This is a genomic window from Klebsiella sp. JN_Kp122, from assembly GCF_040062085.1.
GTDB lineage: Bacteria > Pseudomonadota > Gammaproteobacteria > Enterobacterales > Enterobacteriaceae > Klebsiella > Klebsiella aerogenes.
This window is the reverse complement of the sequence record NZ_JBEAHW010000001.1, coordinates 186464-205311: the sequence shown is the minus strand read 5'-3', so window position 1 is coordinate 205311 and position 18848 is coordinate 186464. Positions and strand designations below refer to the sequence as shown.

Sequence of the window (18848 nt, the reverse complement as noted above, 5' to 3'; positions counted from 1 at the left end):
TGCCTTAGATAGGATTAAGCGGACTGTTGGGCATCCTGATTGACGTGTCCAACGGCGATGTCCGTTAATTTCATATCAGCGTCTTTTTCTTCTTCCAGCGTTTCCGCCAGCAATTTCACCGCGGCTTTATAGCCGAGCTGCTCTGCCAGCGTACACAGCGTACCGTAGGCCGCAATTTCATAGTGTTCAACTTTCTGCGCGGCGGCTATCAGCGCAGCATCGCGGATCTCGTTCTTTTCCGTCGCTTCGATCACTTCGTTGGCCTCTTCGATAAGCCCTTCCATCGCCACACACTTCATCCGTTTCAGGCGAATTTGATCATTTTGTTCAAGGAGCTTATCAATACGTTCTATATGGCCCTGTGTTTCCTCAAGGTGAGCGCTGAATGCCGTTTGTAGCTCTTCACATGCGCTGGCGCGGGATAGTTTAGCCAGCGCGCGGGTTAACTGTTTTTCCGCGCTGTAGGTATCCGATAATAAATGAATAAAAATATCTTCAATGGTTTGTATTTTCATAAGTCACACCTTTTAAAAACTGCGGGTCGGATGACCCGCAGGGTATTTTTAACAGCAGTTACCAGATCAAATCACTTATATTCACAAGCTAGCTATCACCGGATTTACGGCCGCCGCCATGGCTGTTTTTACCGCCTTTTTTACCGGCTTCGGATGCACGTTCCGGGTCATTTTTAAAATTCCCGCCGCTGTGCTGTCCGCCTTTACGTCCGGCTTCAGATGCTTTTTCCCGGTCTTCTGCAAAATTACCTGAACCACCTCTGTGTTCTGCCATAACGTTTACCTTTTAGCTTGGTTAGTAAAAGATGATTTAACGCTCTAAATCATCGCCGTCGAGAATTAAGTCTGGAGCAATAAGTGAAAAATGCAAATTAAATAAAATATATTAACAGTTGCTATGAAATTAATTAAAAAATAAATAGCGGAGCGGAAAAAATAACCAGACCATCGCTAAGATCATATTAACCAGAAGAAATAAACGCGACGGCGAGACCAAAAATCACCACGAATTGAGCATGAGAAAATAGAACTGTAAATAAAGTTAAATATTCTGTTTTTAAATATTTCGCTGAATAATCTGAAAAATAACCCAGCGAAAGGTTATATATAAATCGCCTTATATCAGTAAGTTGGCTAAGGAAAAGCGGGAATATGTCCATTGGGCAGGGATTTACATTTATCGTAGCGTCCGCATACCTTCTATCATTACTCTTTTCTGTGAAGGAGATTGCTATGGATAATGACAAACTGCGTACCAACCATTGGCCACAACCCCCTTTCCCCGATCAACCGCAAACGCCTCCCGGCCTGGCCGCCGAAATGGAACCCACACCGGATCATGGTGAAGTCAGCTACAGCGGGTCAGGACGGCTACAGGGTAAGAAAGCGCTGATTACCGGCGGAGACTCCGGTATTGGTCGCGCCGTGGCTATCGCCTTTGCCCGCGAAGGCGCGGATGTTGCCATTAACTATCTTCCGGAAGAACAGAGCGATGCGGACGCCGTCATCGCGCTTATCAAAGCGGAAGGCCGTACGGCGGTGGCGATACCGGGCGATATTCGCGTGGAATCCTTCTGTGAAACGCTTGTGGAAAAAGCGGTAAGCGGTCTTGGCGGTTTGGATATTGTTGTGAACAATGCAGGTCGTCAGCAATACTGTGAAAAAATTGAGCAACTCACCACCGCCGATTTCGATGCAACCTTCAAAACCAACGTCTATGCGCCGTTCTGGATAACCAAAGCCGCGCTGCCGCACCTCAAAGCCCAAAGCGTGATTATCAACACCTCTTCGGTCCAGGCTTTTAAACCGAGCCCTATTTTGCTGGATTACGCCCAGACCAAAGCCTGCCTGGTGGCATTCACCAAATCGCTGGCCAAGCAGTTAGGGCCGCGTGGGATCCGGGTCAATGCGGTCGCTCCCGGCCCGTACTGGACGGTGCTGCAGTCAAGCGGCGGACAGCCGGCGGAAAAAGTGCAAAACTTTGGCGGCGATACGCCGCTGGGGCGGCCAGGGCAACCCGTTGAGATCGCCCCGTTGTATGTGACTCTCGCCTCTGATGCCTGCTCGTATGCCTCCGGCCAGGTCTGGTGTTCAGACGGCGGTGACGGCGTACTTTAATAATGGAATGCCGGCAGCACCAGTTCGCCAATCTCCTGCATCGTCTCGGCCAGCGGACGCTGGTTGCGACGAAAATGCAGACCGATATGGTTCACGCCGGCATCGCGCATCGCGTTCAATTCCTGAATGAGACCATGGCGGCCGCTGCTGATGCCGAAACGATGGCGCTGAATCGGCGCATTGGCGTCATCTTGCAGATCCAGGTGGATAAAGCTGATATAGGGTTTCTCGCCCGCTACCCGGCGCCACAGCTTGACGCGGCTAACGTGCTCGTCAGGCTGGCCAGGGTAGGCAAGCCAGCCATCCATATTACTGCCTACCCATTGCGCCGTTTGTTGCGCCAAACCAGCAACCAGCAGCGGCGGGGTCGGTTTGGCTGGCAGCAACTCCAGGCCCGGCTCCAGCTGACGATCGGTCTCGCCCTTCAGCACGCTCACGCCGTGACGGAAACGCTCGCCGCGGCTGGCGTAGTCTTCACCAAATAGCGGGTATTCGACCGGCCTGTCGCCGCTGGCGATGCCCAGTAGCAGCCGGTCGCCGCTGAGCGCCTGCACCGTGGCGGCGGCTTTACGTACCAGCCATGGCTGACGTAACGGCAGCACAACCGCCGCCGTGCCCAGCAAAATATTTTGCGTCAGGCTCGATAAATAGCCGAGGTAGGTAAAGGCTTCAAAGACGTTAGCCGCATCGCCAAACTGCGGATCGTACAGCGGAACATCGCGGATCCAGGCAGCGCGAAACCCGAGCGTATCCGCCAGTTTAATGCGCTGCGCGTGCTCGCTCATATCCGGCACGCCAAACGGTCGCCCGTCGCGCTGCCGTTTTAGCTGTCCGCTTGTCGACCAGTCATTGTCCAGCGGCAGTTCCACGCCAATCGTTAGCGGCTGCTGGGTTAATTTTTCGATGCTCATGGGTCACTCCGTCAACCGCCGTGCGGTATCACGTTGAAAATATGAGCAAAGTGTTTCATGGAATGCTATTGCGATAAACAGCACTAATCGCAATAGATAATTGCTAATTATGGAATTATCTTGAGTTCTGATTTTGTTTAAATGGATAGCTCACCAACACCAGAGGAAGAAACAATGATAAAAACCGACGCCTGGCTGTGGAAAAAGCACGCCTCCCCGCTTCTGCTTGAACGCCATGAGAAAACATTAGTCACGCCCGCTGACGATCAGGTGCTGATCGAGAACCGCGCCATTGGTCTTAATCCGGTCGACTGGAAGCTGATGGCCGGTCTCTCCGACGCCTGGCAGGAGGATCAGATCCCCGGCGTCGACGGTATGGGGGTGATTACCGCCGTTGGCCGCAACGCCCGCCACCTTCGTCCCGGCACGCGTGTGATGTATCACACCGACCTTCGTTTTGACGGTAGCTTTGCCCGCCATACGTTAGTCAGCGCCCAGGCGGTGATTGCAGTTCCCGATCATATCAGCGACCTCACCGCTGCGGCGCTACCATGCCCTGGTCTGACGGCGTGGCAGGCAGCGCAAAAGATCCCCCTTCCGGCTGGCGAGAATGTACTGGTCAGCGGCGCCGGCGGCGCTGCCGGTAGTCTGCTAAGCCAATTACTGATTGAGAGCGGCGCTAACGTCTACGTCACGGCCAGCGCCACGCATCACCCGAAACTACTGGCTCGTGGGGTGATTCAGGCCTTTGATTATCACCATACTTCCTGGCCGCAGGAGCTAAAACGCGCGCTGGCGGGTAAATCGCTGTATGCCGCTTTCGATACCGTAAATCAGCAAAATGCCCTTTCGCTTGCCGGGTTGCTCGGCTACTACGGCCATCTGGTCTGTATACAAGACCGGCTCGAGCACGCGCCGCTACCGGCGTTTACTACCAGTATCTCATTGCATGAGGTCGCGCTGGCGGCAATCCATCCTTACGGTACCCAGAGGCAGTGGAGTCGATTACGTCAGGCCGGGGAAAACATGCTGCAGCAAATTGGCCGCGGCGAACTGATGATGCCGCCGATAGAAAGCGTCAGTTTCGACGAGATCCCACAGGCGCTGGAAAGGCTAAAACAGAACAATAACGGTATTAAGTACGTAGCGGTGCTGTAATATTCATCAGCACGATGAATAACCTCAATCCCAAAAACCGGGTAATCAATGCCACATCCAACGGGCCTCTTTCCGCTGGATGAGGCATTCATCGCTTCGCTTCCGTAGGTCGGTCTGGTGCTGAATGGTTACAATAGCCTGGGATTCAGCAGAGTGATTAGCAAAAATATAACAGCTAGATCGCCAACTAATAGTCACACACATCGATTAAAAACTCAGATTGAAAGAATCAAAAAAAGGAGTAACGTTAAAAAAACATTAACAAAGAGGTGCAAAATGTTACGCGATTATTTAAAACTGGATTCTGAAGACCAATTAGTTGAACAACAAAGCGGTCATCAACCTAGCCAGCAGTATACCGAAGTGACTGAGTGGGTGATCCTCAATAAAGAGGGTAAGAAAAAAGGCCGCGTCTCCCTGTTTGATAAATTTAATACTCGCCGCTCGTGGAACGTTAATTTTCGTATTACCCAATTTGATAACAGCGGTAAAGTTATCGTTGACCAACTGACAGACGCTATTTAATAGAATAATTAATAACATAGCGCCCAATCTGTGATGGAAACCACCTGACAAAACGCTGAGGCCAGCAACCGCATTCACGCGGGAAAACGTAAGAAGTTTTTCAACTCATCAATTAGCCGCTCGTTTTATAATAATAAAATGAGTACTCGCTGCGCCCGAAGAAAAATAAACGCGCCAGTCGGCGCGTTTAATCATTAATTGTTTCTGACCGGCGGCGTCACCCTGACGCCAATAAAGACAATCAGCATGGCGCTTAATAATAACAGCCCGCTGCCGGTAAATACGCCGCTGGCGCCGCTGATATCAAATATTGCCCCACCGCCGGCAGCCCCGGCGCTAATGGCCAGCTGGATCGCCGCGACTAATAATCCCCCTGCACTTTCCGCTTCATCCGGTACCGTAGTGGCAAGCCAGGTTGACCAGGCCACCGGCACCAGGCCGAATGCAAATCCCCACAGGGCGACCAACAGGCCATCCAGTAGCGCAATATGACCATACAGCACCATCATCAGCGCCAGCAAGCTCATCGCCAGTGGCACCAGCGCCAGCGTCAAACGCAAACTACGCGCCAACAGATGCCCGGCAAGCGAGGTGCCGATAAAGTTGGCCACGCCGAACCCCAGCAAAATCAACGACACCCCTTCTACACTTGCCAGCGCCACGGTTTCGAGAAACGGCCGCAGATAGGTAAAGAAAGCGAAGTGGCCGCCAAAAATCAAAATCGAAGCCAGCAGGCCGCCAACCATTCCCGGCCGCCGCAGTACCTTAAAGAGCGTACTAAAGCTGCCAGCACTCTCCGGGCGCATCGACGGCAGTACCCATAGCTGCCACAGTAGCGCAACCAGGCTCGGTACGGCGCAGATGATAAAGACGTTACGCCAGCCAATGAGCGCGCCAAGATAGCTACCCAGCGGTGCCGCCACTACGGTGGCAATCGACACCGCCGAGAAGATAATCGCCAGCGCTTTCGGCACCATCGCCGCCGGAACCAGCCGCATCGCCGTCGCCGTCGACATCGCCCAGAAGCCGCCGATAGCGATACCAAGCAGCAAGCGTCCCAGCAGCAGGAACTCCAGTGAACCGGCAAAGGCCACGATCAGACTGGAGATGATTTGCAATACGGAAAAGAACATCAGTACCCAGCGACGGTCGATATTGCGGGTAGCGGAGGTAATCAATAACCCCGTCACCAGAGCGATTAACGCCGTGGCGGTCACCGCCTGTCCGGCCATCCCCTCACTCACGCCCAGGCTGCTGGCCATCGGCGTCAGTAAACTGGCCGGTAGAAATTCAGCGACGATCAGGCCAAAGACCCCCAACGCCAGCGCATACACGGCGCGCCACGCCGGGCGGGCGTTAATCGCGCTCTCTTCAGCGACAATGCAAGAACTCATATACATCTCTCCAGAATCATTAACATTCGCCAAGCTTAGTGGCTTCCGTTAAGACGATATATGATACATACTCTGCAATTATTGATTATTCGTCCGGAAAAACGATGAGCCAGCAAACCTTAGATCTGACCAGCGAGCTGTTACAGGGCATGCGACTGTCGGGAGTGAAATACCGACGGATTGAAACCTCGCGTCCTTTCGGCGTGGAGTTTAATTCGGTTCCTGGCAAAGCGCAGTTTCATTTTGTCAGCCGCGGCCCGCTGCTGCTACAAATGAGCAACGGTAAACAGTTCTCGCTTGAGAGCGGCGATGCGGTGTTTATTCCCAATAGCGATGCGCACGCCCTGCTCTCAGATAGCAAAGCCGCGCGGGTGAATGTGATGGAGCTCGACAGCAAACCGGTCTGCGGGACGGTTTCCTGCATCAAAAACGCAGGCTGTGTTAATACCGAAGAGAATGCGGTTATCTTCAGCGCCTGTATGGATTTTGAATTAGGCGGAATGCAGCCGCTGGTTCGGGCCATGCCGGAGGTAATGTTAGTGAGTAGCCTGTTAAGCGCCCGCCCGGAAATCCAGCCGCTGCTGGCGGCAATGGAGCGTGAATCCCTGACGCGTCAGGTGGGCTATGCCGGCATTCTGGCACGTCTCGCCGACGTCGTCGCGGCGCTGATCGTCCGCGCCTGGGTGGAATGCGGCTGCGGTAACGCTACCGGCTGGGTACAGGTACTGCGCGACCCGAAGCTATCGCGCGCGATATATGCTATGCATCAGCAGCCCGGCGTCAACTGGAAGGTGGAAGACTTAGCCCGCGAATCCGGCCTGTCGCGTTCGGTGTTCGCCGAACGTTTTCTCACCGCCACCGGTACCACGCCGGCCCGCTACCTGACAGAATTACGCATGCGCCTGGCGGTGCAGTACATCAGCCATGAAGGCGAAGCGCTGGAAAAAGTCGCCTTCCGCCTCGGCTACAACTCGCTCGCTGCCTTTAGCCGCGCCTTTAAACGCATTACCGGCAAAGCGCCGGGAGCGCTACGCAATGGGGTCAATGAACAAGCGGTAACCTGATAAGCGTTATTTCTTCTGCCAGTTGGCCCACGGGCCAGCGTCGGCGGGTTTGTCGATGAGCCCTTCCAGCGAATCGAGATAAAAGTTTTCCACTTCTTTACGCGCCCACGGCGTGCGGCGTAGAAATTTCAGGCTCGACTTAATGCTCGGATCGCTTTTGAAACAGTTGATTTTGATATGTCGGGCCAGTTCATCCCAGCCATATCTGGCCACAAGGTCAGTGAGTAACGCTTCGAGCGTCACGCCGTGAAGCGGATCTTTTGACGTGTGCATTGTCTTTCCTGCATGAAAAATTTCGCTCACCATACGGACCGCGGCGGCATCATGCAACATCCCGCCACTTTTTTTAAATAACGGCTACGCCGAAACCCCTCTCCTTATCTGTTTTTCGCAAAAGCACTGAACCCACCGCGGTCATAAATTAGAAAAGAACGTTATTGGTCGAAAAAATTGCGCTAAGGCAAGCTGAGCGCATCTACCCGACAGAGGAAATCATCATGCGCCGTTGTTGTTGCCGAACCCAGAATCACTTCATAGCCAATGACCCGTACCCCGTTCTCGGAGAACACAATGAACGCCACGACTTTGCCGATTCTCGATCTGGCCCGCTATACCAACCCTGCTGAAAAGAGCGGTTTTCTTGCCGACCTCCGCCAGGCCGCTCGCGATATTGGTTTCTTTTATCTTATTAATCACGGCGTGGACGCCGGATTGCAAACTGAAGTTCAACGCCAGGCGCGACGCTTTTTTGCTCTTGATGATAGCGAAAAGCAGCAGGTGGCGATGATTCATTCCCCGCACTTTCGCGGCTATAACCGCGCGGCTTCCGAGCTCACTCGCGGCCAGCCAGACTGGCGCGAACAGTTTGACATCGGCGCCGAACGCCCGGCTTTAACTCTCGCCGAAAACGCGCCACGCTGGCAGCGTCTGCAGGGACCGAACTTATGGCCCGCCGCGCTACCGTCGCTGAAACCGACCCTACTGGGTTGGCAGCAGGCGATGACCGGCGTTGGGATCACCTTGCTGCGCGCGTTTGCCGAAGCGCTACAGTTACCTGCCGACGCCTTTGACGCGCTGTATGGCGAGAAGCCGAATGAACATATCAAACTGATTCGCTACCCCGGTCAGCGTGAAACCAAAAGCGCACAAGGCGTCGGCGCGCATAAAGATTCCGGATTCTTAAGCTTCCTGTTACAGGACGAGCAAAAAGGACTGCAGGTGGAAGTCGCGCCGGACCATTGGATCGACGCCACGCCGCTCGCGGGCAGCTTTGTGGTGAATATCGGTGAGCTACTTGAGCTGGCGACTAACGGTTACCTGCGCGCCACCGTTCATCGCGTGGTCTCGCCGCCGGCAGAACAGGAACGCCTCTCAATCGCCTTCTTTCTTGGCGCGCAGCTCGATGCCGTGGTGCCGGTGTACCGCCTGCCCGCCCATCTGGCGCAGGAAGCGCTCGGCCCGGATAGCGATCCGCAAAATCCGCTGCTGCGGGATGTTGGCTGGAATTACCTCAAAGGGCGGCTGCGTTCCCACCCGGATGTCGCCGAACGTTATTACCAGGATGTTTTTCGCGAACGTACTGAGCAACTGATCGTTTAATTTAATAAGGATAACAATATGAAATATGCCGCATTCAAACTGGCAGGGGTCGCTTTATCTCTTTCTCTGGCATGGACATCCGCCCAGGCTGCCGCGCTGCGCGTTGCCGCTGACCCGGTACCACACGCTGAAATCCTCAATTACATCAAAAAAATCGATCCCAGCCTCGATATCAAAGTGGTCGAACTCACCAGCGGCGTTAACGCCAACGAGCTGCTGGCGAATGGCGACGTTGATGCCAACTACTTCCAGCACGTTCCGTATCTGAAGGATCAGGAAAAAGCGCTGGGTAAGACCTTTGCCGTCGCCGCTACGGTGCATATTGAACCGCTGGGTATTTATTCCCGTAAGCACAAAGACTTTAATTCCGTCCCGGAAAACGGGACCGTCGCGGTGCCGAACAACACCACCAATCTCAGTCGCGCCTTGTTCCTGCTACAAAGCCAGGGGTTAATCAAACTCGGCGCTAAATTCACCAACCCGGCGACCACGTTAGCCACCCCGAAAGATATCGTGGAAAACCCCAAACATCTGAAGATCCTCGAAATTGAATCGCCGCAGATCCCGCGTTCCTTAGACGATGTCGATTTAGCGGTCATTAACGGCAACTACGCGCTGGAGGCGGGACTGGTACCGGCGAAAGATGCGTTAGGACTGGAGAGCGCGAACAACAACCCTTACGCCAATATCCTGGTAACGACGCCGCAGTTGGCTAATGACCCACGCATTAAAGCGCTGGCCAAAGATCTCACCTCGCCGCAGGTTGCCGAGTTTATTCGCAAAAACTATAACGGCTCGGTTATCCCGGTTGCGCCGCAATCATGATTGAGGTCGTCGGGCTGAGTAAAACCTATGCCGGAACAGGCCGACCGGCGTTAAACGACGTGTCGCTGCAGATCCCGAAAGGCGCGATTTATGGCATTCTCGGGCGCAGCGGTGCAGGCAAAAGCACGCTGATCCGCTGTCTCAATTTACTCGAACGGCCCTCTGCGGGCCGAATTGTGGTGAACGGGCAGGATATCACTCAGTTAGACAAAGCCGGTTTACGTCAGCACCGTCTGCGCACCGGAATGATCTTCCAGCACTTCAACCTGCTGCATGCCCGCAACGTGGCTGACAACGTCGCGGTTCCGCTGGAAATCGCCGGTGTCGACAAACGTGCGCGCCGCGAACGCGTGCTCGAGTTGCTGGAGTTAGTGGGACTGGCGGATAAAGCAACCGCCTTTCCATCCCAGCTTTCCGGCGGTCAAAAGCAGCGCGTCGGCATCGCCCGCGCGCTGGCGGCCGGCCCGGATGTGCTGCTATGCGATGAAGCAACCAGCGCCCTCGATCCGGAAACCACCGCCTCGGTGCTGGCGTTACTGGCCGATATCAATCAGCGGCTCAATCTGACTATCGTGCTTATTACCCATGAGCTGGAAGTCGTCAAAACGCTGTGCGATCACGCGGCGCTGCTGGAGCATGGCGAAGTCATCGAGAGCGGGAAAATTGCCGATCTGCTGGTGGCGCCGTGGTCCAGATTACGTCAGTCGTTACTGCATAATCCGCAGGCGGAGCAGGATTTCCTCGCCCGCCACGGCTTTCACGGGAGGCCTTTATGCGTAGTCGCATGAGCTGGGAAGATTTATGGCCCTTATTATGGGAAGGCAGCCTGGAAACCCTCTATATGGTAGGGCTGGCGGCGCTGTTTACCATTTTAATCGGCCTGCCGGTCGGCGTGTTACTGTTTGTCTCCCGGCGCAACGGCCTGGCGCCGATGCCGAAACTGAATGCGCTGCTGGGGGCGATTATCAATTTTGGCCGCTCGCTGCCGTTTATTGTACTGCTCATTGCGCTGATCCCCTTCACGCGTTTGATTATCGGCACCACCTTAGGCAGCACCGCCGCCGTCGTGCCGATTACCATCGGCGCTTTTCCGTTCTTCGCGCGACTGACCGAAAACGCGCTCGACGAAGTGGATTACGGACGCATTGAAGCCATTCTGTCGATGGGGGGTAATCTGTGGCACGTTATCTTTAAATCGCTGCTGCCGGAGGCGCTACCGACCCTGCTTGCCGGGATCACCCTGACTATCGTGATGCTGATTGGCTTTTCATCCATGGCGGGCGTCATTGGCGGCGGCGGTCTTGGGGACCTGGCGATTCGCTACGGTTATCAGCGTTTTAACGATCAGGTGATGGTCGGTACGGTGCTGATTCTGGTGGTGATGGTCCAGGGCGTACAAATGATCGGCGACAGGCTGGTACGACAGCTTGCCCATCGCCGCTAAGCTCTCATTCTCAGGCGGCTACTGCAGGCCGCCTTCCTTCACGAGAACCCTGACCAGCTCTGCCGCCGGCATTTCGCGAATCATCGCCACCCCTTGTCCCGCCCAGTGCGCGCCGAAACCATGATCGCCCTGCGCTTTTGCCGCCGTCGCCAGCGCTTTTCCGGCGTCATAAGCGAGCGGATAGGCGGGAATTTCTCCTTCGCCGATTTCGTGCCAGCTATTTTTAACGCAGCGTGCTGGCCGACCCGAAATAGCCGCCGTCAAAAATGTGACAACGTCACTATTTTGCGTGAGCGCCTGTCGATATCCACTATCTATACCCGCTTCCGGGCACAATAAAAATGCGGTTCCCAGCTGAACGCCCGACGCGCCGAGCTGCATCAGGCTGGCTATCGCCGCCCCATGCATGATGCCGCCGGCGGCGACAATGGGTAAATCGACAGCCTGCTTTAGAGCCTGAAGCAGAGTGAAGGTGCTCATTTGACGATCGTCGCCGTGTGGGTCAAAAATCCCCCGATGGCCACCGGCCTCATACCCTTGCGCAATAACGACATCAATACCCGCTTGCGCAATTAATCGCGCTTCGTCGACGCAGGTGGCGGACGCCATCGTCACCGTTCCCTGTTGCTGGAAGCGGCGAATAACCTCTGACGACGGCACGCCAAAATGAAAACTCACCACCGCCGGCTTCTGTTCAAGCAGCATATCGAGCATGGATTGATGTTGATGGAAGGTCTGATAAATCTCGTTAAGCTGTTTCGGCGGCGTGCCGTGATAACGGGCAAACGCCGGAGCCAACCGCGCCAGCCACTGCGCTTCTTGAACGGCATCGCGGCGCGACGGCGTATGACAGAAAAGGTTGACGTTAAAAGGACGATCGGTGAGCTGCCGGGTTTGTTCAATAAGCGCCTGCGCCTGCGTAACCGTCGACGCGCCGAGCCCCAGCGAACCCAATCCTCCGGCGTTGCTTACCGCTGCAGCCAGGGACGGTGTCGACACCCCTGCCATCGGCGCCTGAATAATCGGGTAACGAATATTAAGTAATCGCGGTAAATGCTGATTCATTGGCGATCCTGTGCAATTTGCGATGTGAGGCATTAACCATCTCTTTTTAAGATGTTAAGATCAACAATATTGTCATATTGAGAAGAAAAATATGAACCACACCACATTACTGATCTTTAAGCTGGTGGCCGAAACCCAAAGCGTCACTCAGGCGGCGAAACAACTTGGTCGCGCGCAGTCCAATATCACCACGCGCATTCAGCAGCTTGAAGAGGAGCTGGAAGCCGAGCTTTTCGTACGCGGAAACAAGAAGATGCTGCTTTCTCCCGCCGGGCAAAACTTCCTCAGCTACGCGCGGCGAATTTTAAGCCTTGCCGAAGAAGCCAAACTGGCGCTGCACCCGGCACGGCCCGCGGGAACGTTAAAGCTCGGCGCGATGGAAGCCTGTGCCGCCAGCCGCCTGCCGGCCATATTGCCGCTGTTTCAGCAACGCTGCCCGGACGCCGACCTGACATTGCGTACCATGCCCACCCGTCAGCTGACTGAACTGGTCGAAAACTCCACGTTGGACTGTGCGCTGGTTTCACTGCCGGCCGGTCCGGACGGCAGCCTTCAATGCCCACAGACGCTTGAATATCTCCCGCTTTTTATCGAACAACTGGTCCTTATCGCCCCTGTCGAGGGGCGCAACTACCGTTTTGCCGCCTTCCCGGCAGGATGTTCCTACCGCCAGCGCGGCATCGAGTATCTGCAGCAGACGGGAGCACACGTGGACATCGTCGATGTCAGCTCCTATCACGCTATGATGGCCAACGTCGCCACCGGTCGCTACGCCTGTTTGCTCCCGGAAAGCGTTCTGGCCCTGCTCACCCTACCCGCAGGCTGCCAGACGCAATACGTCACCCAGGCCGCCACCCAGCTTATCTGGCGCCGCGGGTATGTATCGCCGATTCTCGACGCCCTGCGCCAGTTATTGCTGGCGCCGGCCGCAGGCAACCAGCCCGGCGGCTCCCAGCAACACGCCGCTGGCCGTCAATAGTGAAGGGTTAAACGATCCCGTCAGGCTGTATAAACCATCGGCGACCAGCGGCCCGATTATCTGTCCGACGCCGTAAGTCGCCGTTAGCGCGGCGATCATATTAAATTTTACCGCCTGATTTAGCCGCTTGCCCTCTGACAAGGCAATGGTTACCGTCCCAAGGAAGGTCGCTCCAACCAGCAGCGCGCTCAACAAACAAAAGGTGAATGAGTGGCTCCACGCCGGTAAGGCCACGCCGAAGGCCTGGATAACGAGATTGCTACAAAATGCCCGCTGATAGCCAATTTTCAGTACGAGTTGGTGCCAGATAAAACAGGAAGGTACCGCCGCGAGACCAAATACCGCCCACAGATGCACCGGGTCGATACCCGATAGCGCGCCGTGCAAAAACAGCGGCAAATAGGTCGCGGTGATGATGTAGCCGAAGCCCGCGAGGCCATAAATCAGCAGCAATTTTACCGCATCGCTCGTGCGCCCATTGTCGCTCGGCATCGTTGTTGCGGGCCTGCTGTTTAACGCCAGCAGCGAATCCGCCGGGCTTAATAATCCGCGCAAGGCGAATAAAAACAGCATCGTCGCCGTGATGGCGCACAGTAGCCAGATTTGCTGACTGCTAAACGCCAGCGCTTTACCGGCGGCAATAAACTCCGCCGACAAAAAAATCCCCATCCCGACACCGGCAAACAGTACCGGCGCGCCGTTATGATGTTTCATATGTTGCAGTAGCCATAACGAGGCGGAGATAAGCGTTACCGCGCTGAGTACCCCGGCCAACCCGCGCAGGATAATGATAGCCAGCGGCGAACGCAGCCAGGCCAGTAGCGCCAGACAAATTAGCGTCAGAATGACCGAGACAATATTCATTCTGGTCGCCTGCTCCGGCTTTGCCTTCGCCAGTAACAATGCCCCCAGCAGGTACCCGGCATAATTAGCGGAGGCGGCCAGATTCCCCTGACGCAGCGTCAGGATCTGATCGCTTAACATCACCGGCAGGATCCCGGTGAAGGCGAAGCGGCCGTAACCCATACCAATCATTAATACCGTCGCCCCTGCCAGCGCTAATAAGAAAGCGTTTATCTCCGGCCTGATTTGTCGCATCTGCGTTACCCCTTGCACAATTTAATCTCAAAAAGAGAATATTATTTAAATTTAATTCTCTTTTTATTATGTATTAGCATGATGCGACGAGCAAGCCGCCGCGCCAGGGCAAAGAGTAAAAGCACCAACCAGAGGATACTTCGGTTAGCGACGAAGGATGGTTGTCAAAAGCGCACGGTCGTTAAACGCCGTACTCGATAATAGGCCGCATTATCTTCAGCGCAGCGCTCAGTTTATCGAGGCTCGGTGACGCCAGCGCCAGACGCAAAGCATGCGGCACATCACGACTGACGCTGTAAGGTTCGGCGGTGGAAATAGCGATATTCATGGTTAGCAGCTGTTTCACGACGCGATCGGCGCGGATCTCCTCGCCCAACGGCAGCCAAAGGAACCAGGCATTTTCATTGCCAATCATTGGTAAGCCAGCCAGCGCCTGACGGGCGATGGCCTGCCGCCGCCGCGCATCTGCGCGCATTATGGTTTCGAGCCGGGCCAGCGTCCCATCCTGGATCCAGCCGCAGACCAGCGCCGTCGTTAAGGCCGGCGTATTCCAGCTGGTGGCGCGGATCGTCCGCTCTATCGCCGGCATTAACGCTTCGCGGCATACCACCATGCCAACCCGTAAACCGGTGGCGATGTTTTTTGAAAAACCGCACACATAGACCGTACGCTCAGGCGCCAGCGACATCAGCGGCGGCGGCGCGTTTTCAATCAACCACGCATAGGCGGCATCCTCAATGATGAACAAATCGAACTGGCGGGCAATATCAACCAGTTGACTACGCTGCGCCAGATTCATTACCCAGCCGAGAGGGTTATGCAGCGTCGGCATGGTGTAAATCGCTTTTACCCGCCGTTTTTCACACAGGCTGCGAAGCATGTCGAGATCCGGCCCTTGTGTTGTGTGCGGGATAGCAACCAGTTCAAGTTGATAGAGCCTGGCGAGAGCGCGAAATCCCGGATAGGTCAATGCATCTGCCGCAACCACATCGCCGGGACGCAGCAGGCCGCCGAGCGTGACCGCCAGCCCATGCTGAGCGCCGTTAACGATAGCGACCTGCCCGGCGCTGGCCGCCATACCCTGTCTGTTAAGATGCTGGGCCACTATTTCCCGTTCGCTCATGCGTCCGGCGTGCGGTTGATAGCGTAACAACGCCTCCAGATCGCCCGCGCCAGACAGTTTTTTTAATGCCTCGCGCAGGAGAACGGTTTGTTCCGGCAACGCCGGAGAGTTGAAATTAAGATCGATCATGTCCGGGGCAATGGCGTGCTGATCGACACCCAGCCCCGGCGGCAAGCTCAGTTCACGCACAAAAGTGCCGCGTCCCGTTTCGCCGCTGACCAGCCCCATTAACGCCAGTTCACGGTAGACCCGCGTCGCGGTAGCCAGCGAAATTCCGTGTTCAACGACCAATTGCCGATGGGTCGGCAGTTGGCAGCCAGCCGCCAGCGCACCGCTGCGGATGGCTGCCGCATAGCGATCAACCAGAGATTTATAGCGGTTTTTCATCGTCATTGTATCCATGACAATTATTTGATTGTCATGGATTGTGCGACCTACTATCGACCCGGTCAACCACATTAACTATCACTACAAAGAGGTCACACGTGCACAACCGTCGCGCTTCCACTTCTATATCCGGTTGGATAAACGGTTTTATCGGCGTCGCTATTTTTAGCGGCTCGCTACCCGCCACCCGCATCGCCGTGCAGGAGTTCGATCCTTTTTTCCTGACTTTCTGCCGTGGGGCGATTGCCGGGGTGCTTGCGCTGGGCCTGATCTGGCTTTTACGCCTGCCGCGCCCGCAAGCGGGACAATGGCGTTCACTGGCGCTGGTTGCCGGCGGCGTGGTCATCGGTTTTCCGCTGCTGACGGCGCTAGCGCTGCAGCGGGTGACGTCTGCCCACTCAATTGTTTTTATTGGGTTATTGCCGCTAGCGACGGCGATTTTCGCGGTGATCCGCGGCGGTGAGAGACCGCGCCCTGCCTTTTGGGGATTCTCGCTGCTGGGCAGCGTGCTGGTGGCCAGTTTCGCGCTGGCCGGTAATGTCGGGATCTCCGTCGCGGGCGATCTGCTGATGCTGGCGGCGGTAGTGGTCTGCGGATTGGGTTATGCCGAAGGGGCGCGCCTCACCCGAGAGCTTGGCGGGCTGGCGGTCATCTGTTGGGCGCTGCTCCTGTCCCTGCCCCTGATGGTGCTAGCCTGCGGCTTAACGATTCCCATCAGCTTCAGTGGTATCAGTGCGTCTGCATGGACGGCGCTGGCCTATGTCTCGTTATTCAGCATGCTGGTAGGCTTTATCTTCTGGTATCGGGGACTGGCAATCGGCGGTATTGCGGCGGTCGGTCAACTCCAGCTATTGCAGCCCTTTTTCGGCCTGGCGCTGGCGGCACTGCTCCTTCATGAATCAGTGAGCCCGTTGATGGTTGTTGTCACGCTTGGCATTATTTTCTGCGTGATCGGTTCGAAGCGCTTTGCCCGTTAAAATAGTCGGCAGCCTGATTTGAGGCGCATTCCTCTCTCAGGCTGTCTTCTATCAATTAAACTGTGGCGCAACCGAATGGCCGCAGGCGCTGTTAGCATCAATGGTGTCGTTCATGCAGGTTTGCGAATCAAGGCCCTGACCCGGCGCCATCCCCGAGGATGATGAGGAACCTCCTGAACAGGCGGATACAGCAAAAACAATGAGCAATATAAGTAATTTTTTCATCGCGATGACCTCCGGGAAGCAAATAGATTGCCGTGCTCCATCCTAAGACTGGCCACTCATCCATTTCCCTTTCAAACTCAGGTATCACTCTAAGAAATAATATGGGCGTTATTTATCATCTGTATAGCTATATTATCGGTCATTTTGCCAATAAATGAACCGAGCGTTGGCATAAAATGCTCGCCCGCTCGCCGTGGCCACCGCGCTTGCGCTATGCTTATCCTCCCTTTTGTTTTAAACACTTAGCGTTATGACTACTTCTGTCAGCACCACTCAGCTTAACCTGCGAATTATTTCCATCGTGGTTTTCACCTGTATCTGCTATCTCTCCATCGGCCTGCCGCTGGCGGTGCTTCCCGGCTACATCCACTATCAGCTCGGGTACAGTACGCTAATCGCCGGAGTCGTTATCAGCCTGCAGTACATTTCAACGCTAGTAAGCCGCCCGCATGCTGGCCGCTATACCGATATCTGGGGGCCAAAAAAGGTCGTTAGTCTCGGCATCATCTGCTGCATGTTAAGCGGACTCTTCACCCTCGCGGCGGTGATGTTGCAAGCTATACCGCTTCTCGCCGTCAGCGCCCTGTTGATTGGCCGGGTTTTCCTCGGCGTGGGAGAAAGCTTTACCGCCACCGGGGCAACGTTATGGGGCATTAAAACCGTTGGCGCGATTCACACCTCGCGGGTGATTTCATGGAATGGCGTCGCGACCTACGTGGCAATGGCCGTCGGCGCGCCGCTGGGGGTGATGCTCAATAGTTATTTTGGCATCAGCGGTTTTGCCGTAGTGGTAGTGCTGGTTGCGCTAATTGGCCTGCTCTTTGCCCGCACGCGACAGGATGTCAGCGTAACCGCCGGAGTGAGAGCGCCATTCCATGTGGTAGTGCGCAGAATCTGGCCCTACGGGCTGGGACTGGCGCTTGGGACTGTCGGCTTTGGCGTCATCGCCACCTTTATTACCCTCTATTTTTCGGCTCACCACTGGCAAGGCGCGGCCTTCACCCTCTCTCTCTTCAGCATCGGTTTTATTTGTATACGCCTGATCCTTGGCAACACCATTACCCGCTACGGCGGCGTGCCGGTGTCGCTTGTCTGCTTCGTAGTGGAGTGTCTTGGATTATTGATTATCTGGCAGGCGCCGTCGGCGTGGGTCGCCGGTATTGGCGCATTCCTCACCGGTTCTGGTTTCTCGCTGGTCTTCCCGGCGCTGGGCGTCGAGGCGGTGAAACAGGTAGAAGAACAAAACCAGGGCACGGCGCTGGGTACCTATTCAGCCTTTCTCGATTTGGCGCTGGGTTTGACCGGCCCGGTTGCCGGTTGGGTGGCGGGTTATTATGCGCTTGATACGCTGTATCTGCTGGCTGCGGTGGTCGTCGCCATGGCGTTTATCCTGCTGCTTCGGGTTCGTCTGCAACAGACCAGGACGAACGTATGATGTATGCCGATTAATCATGATACTGGTAACAATTTAATCAATAATTGACGACGCTTTAATATCCGTGCCACCATTCCGCGAGCATCCAGTCCTGGATGCCGGGCGGTACGGGTGCAGTGATAGAGGTCGTCAACAAAACGATCCCCCCGTGACCTGGCTCCATTCGACTCGTCGCCTGATGCGGCGAGCGGCTTACCCTGGCGGGAAATACCGACATGCATCAAAGTTTCAACCAGCGCGTCCATTTTTACTACTGCATTCTGGTCGCGCTGAAAATCCACGTAAAAACGAAGAAATCGGGCGGAGCGAGAGGGAAAAATAACTTTCTTCTCAAATGGTTGCGTAAAGCGCAGGACAACAACATTTTTCACCCGGATATCACCAGCGAAATCGAATGGCTACGCGGAAAAATTATCCAGGCCGGTCATGATACAGACCTTGAACCGATGCTGGAATTCGTCTATGCCACCGCCCGGCGCGCCGAAATGCTGAAAGATGCCGACTGAT

Annotated in this window: 20 protein-coding genes; 12 read left to right on the top strand and 8 right to left on the bottom strand. The window is 55.3% G+C overall.

All coding sequences use genetic code 11. The features are described from left to right. Nucleotides 1-14 precede the first annotated feature (14 nt). Both ABLU78_RS01010 and ABLU78_RS01005 read right to left on the bottom strand, forming a co-directional pair. Nucleotides 15-515: a ferritin-like domain-containing protein gene (locus tag ABLU78_RS01010; RefSeq protein WP_015366681.1), complete on the bottom strand. Its 501-nt coding sequence runs from the start codon at nt 513-515 to the stop codon at nt 15-17. A gap of 88 nt (nt 516-603) precedes the next feature. After that, the gene (locus ABLU78_RS01005) at nt 604-789 is read right to left on the bottom strand and encodes a general stress protein (protein ID WP_004143718.1); all 186 of its coding nucleotides are present in this window, start codon (nt 787-789) and stop codon (nt 604-606) included. Nucleotides 790-1247: 458 nt separating this feature from the next. Between ABLU78_RS01005 and ABLU78_RS01000 the strand changes: the two genes are divergently transcribed. After that, nucleotides 1248-2132 carry an SDR family oxidoreductase gene (locus ABLU78_RS01000; protein ID WP_015366683.1) on the top strand — a complete coding sequence of 295 codons (885 nt, stop codon included), beginning with the start codon at nt 1248-1250 and terminating at the stop codon, nt 2130-2132. On the opposite strand, the gene ABLU78_RS00995 is transcribed toward ABLU78_RS01000, so the two are convergent. After that, nucleotides 2129-3043 carry a TIGR03571 family LLM class oxidoreductase gene (locus ABLU78_RS00995; protein ID WP_042897535.1) on the bottom strand — a complete coding sequence of 305 codons (915 nt, stop codon included), beginning with the start codon at nt 3041-3043 and terminating at the stop codon, nt 2129-2131. The genes ABLU78_RS01000 and ABLU78_RS00995 overlap by 4 nt on opposite strands. A 174-nt stretch (nt 3044-3217) precedes the next feature. On the opposite strand from ABLU78_RS00995, the gene ABLU78_RS00990 reads away from it, so the two are divergent. Together ABLU78_RS00990 and ABLU78_RS00985 are read left to right on the top strand one after the other, a co-directional pair. Further along, nucleotides 3218-4201, top strand: a complete 984-nt coding sequence (locus tag ABLU78_RS00990) for a zinc-binding dehydrogenase (RefSeq protein WP_052765797.1) — start codon at nt 3218-3220, stop codon at nt 4199-4201. 276 nt (nt 4202-4477) lie between these two features. After that, nucleotides 4478-4726, top strand: a complete 249-nt coding sequence (locus ABLU78_RS00985) for a hypothetical protein (protein ID WP_015366686.1) — start codon at nt 4478-4480, stop codon at nt 4724-4726. A gap of 194 nt (nt 4727-4920) precedes the next feature. On the opposite strand, the gene ABLU78_RS00980 is transcribed toward ABLU78_RS00985, so the two are convergent. Beyond that, nucleotides 4921-6120, bottom strand: a complete 1200-nt coding sequence (locus tag ABLU78_RS00980; RefSeq protein ID WP_015705349.1) for an MFS transporter — start codon at nt 6118-6120, stop codon at nt 4921-4923. Between the two features lie 104 nt (nt 6121-6224). Here ABLU78_RS00980 and ABLU78_RS00975 point away from each other — a divergent pair, with 104 nt between their 5' ends. Continuing rightward, the gene (locus ABLU78_RS00975) at nt 6225-7184 is read left to right on the top strand and encodes an AraC family transcriptional regulator (RefSeq protein ID WP_015366688.1); all 960 of its coding nucleotides are present in this window, start codon (nt 6225-6227) and stop codon (nt 7182-7184) included. 6 nt (nt 7185-7190) lie between these two features. Here the strand turns inward: ABLU78_RS00975 and ABLU78_RS00970 are convergent, their stop codons facing one another. Next, nucleotides 7191-7457 (bottom strand): VF530 family protein, encoded by a 267-nt coding sequence (locus tag ABLU78_RS00970; RefSeq protein WP_015366689.1) that lies wholly within the window; start codon nt 7455-7457, stop codon nt 7191-7193. A gap of 297 nt (nt 7458-7754) precedes the next feature. Between ABLU78_RS00970 and ABLU78_RS00965 the strand changes: the two genes are divergently transcribed. Genes ABLU78_RS00965 through ABLU78_RS00950 form a run of 4 tightly spaced genes read left to right on the top strand, consistent with a single transcriptional unit; the run spans nt 7755 to nt 11052 of the window. Then, complete coding sequence (locus ABLU78_RS00965; RefSeq protein WP_046883604.1) at nt 7755-8783, top strand: isopenicillin N synthase family oxygenase; 1029 nt, start codon at nt 7755-7757, stop codon at nt 8781-8783. Nucleotides 8784-8801: 18 nt separating this feature from the next. Further along, entirely contained in the window at nt 8802-9608 is an 807-nt protein-coding gene (locus ABLU78_RS00960; RefSeq protein ID WP_015366692.1) for a MetQ/NlpA family ABC transporter substrate-binding protein, read from the top strand. Further along, nucleotides 9605-10396 (top strand): methionine ABC transporter ATP-binding protein, encoded by a 792-nt coding sequence (locus ABLU78_RS00955; RefSeq protein WP_020079911.1) that lies wholly within the window; start codon nt 9605-9607, stop codon nt 10394-10396. Before ABLU78_RS00960 ends, ABLU78_RS00955 begins: the two co-directional genes overlap by 4 nt. Continuing rightward, nucleotides 10393-11052 carry a methionine ABC transporter permease gene (locus tag ABLU78_RS00950; RefSeq protein WP_161798788.1) on the top strand — a complete coding sequence of 220 codons (660 nt, stop codon included), beginning with the start codon at nt 10393-10395 and terminating at the stop codon, nt 11050-11052. The genes ABLU78_RS00955 and ABLU78_RS00950 overlap by 4 nt, the downstream gene beginning before the upstream one ends. Before the next feature lie 18 nt (nt 11053-11070). Here the strand turns inward: ABLU78_RS00950 and ABLU78_RS00945 are convergent, their stop codons facing one another. Continuing rightward, nucleotides 11071-12117, bottom strand: a complete 1047-nt coding sequence (locus ABLU78_RS00945) for a nitronate monooxygenase (protein WP_032708005.1) — start codon at nt 12115-12117, stop codon at nt 11071-11073. A gap of 91 nt (nt 12118-12208) precedes the next feature. On the opposite strand from ABLU78_RS00945, the gene ABLU78_RS00940 reads away from it, so the two are divergent. Continuing rightward, a complete protein-coding gene (locus ABLU78_RS00940) occupies nt 12209-13096 on the top strand; it encodes a LysR family transcriptional regulator (RefSeq protein WP_046883603.1) in 888 nt (295 codons plus the stop codon). Here ABLU78_RS00940 and ABLU78_RS00935 read toward each other — a convergent pair. Next, nucleotides 13028-14194 (bottom strand): YbfB/YjiJ family MFS transporter, encoded by a 1167-nt coding sequence (locus tag ABLU78_RS00935; protein ID WP_048228735.1) that lies wholly within the window; start codon nt 14192-14194, stop codon nt 13028-13030. The two genes, ABLU78_RS00940 and ABLU78_RS00935, sit on opposite strands and share 69 nt — an antisense overlap. Before the next feature lie 181 nt (nt 14195-14375). Further along, a complete protein-coding gene (locus ABLU78_RS00930; protein ID WP_048228734.1) occupies nt 14376-15704 on the bottom strand; it encodes a PLP-dependent aminotransferase family protein in 1329 nt (442 codons plus the stop codon). Nucleotides 15705-15802: 98 nt separating this feature from the next. On the opposite strand from ABLU78_RS00930, the gene ABLU78_RS00925 reads away from it, so the two are divergent. The 3 genes from ABLU78_RS00925 (at nt 15803) to ABLU78_RS00915 (ending at nt 18847) form a co-directional block, all read left to right on the top strand. Next, nucleotides 15803-16681: a DMT family transporter gene (locus ABLU78_RS00925; RefSeq protein ID WP_032708001.1), complete on the top strand. Its 879-nt coding sequence runs from the start codon at nt 15803-15805 to the stop codon at nt 16679-16681. A gap of 475 nt (nt 16682-17156) precedes the next feature. Next, nucleotides 17157-18341: an MFS transporter gene (locus ABLU78_RS00920; protein ID WP_032708000.1), complete on the top strand. Its 1185-nt coding sequence runs from the start codon at nt 17157-17159 to the stop codon at nt 18339-18341. A 215-nt stretch (nt 18342-18556) separates the two neighbouring features. Then, complete coding sequence (locus ABLU78_RS00915; protein ID WP_015366702.1) at nt 18557-18847, top strand: hypothetical protein; 291 nt, start codon at nt 18557-18559, stop codon at nt 18845-18847. The last annotated feature ends 1 nt before the right edge of the window (nt 18848 follow it).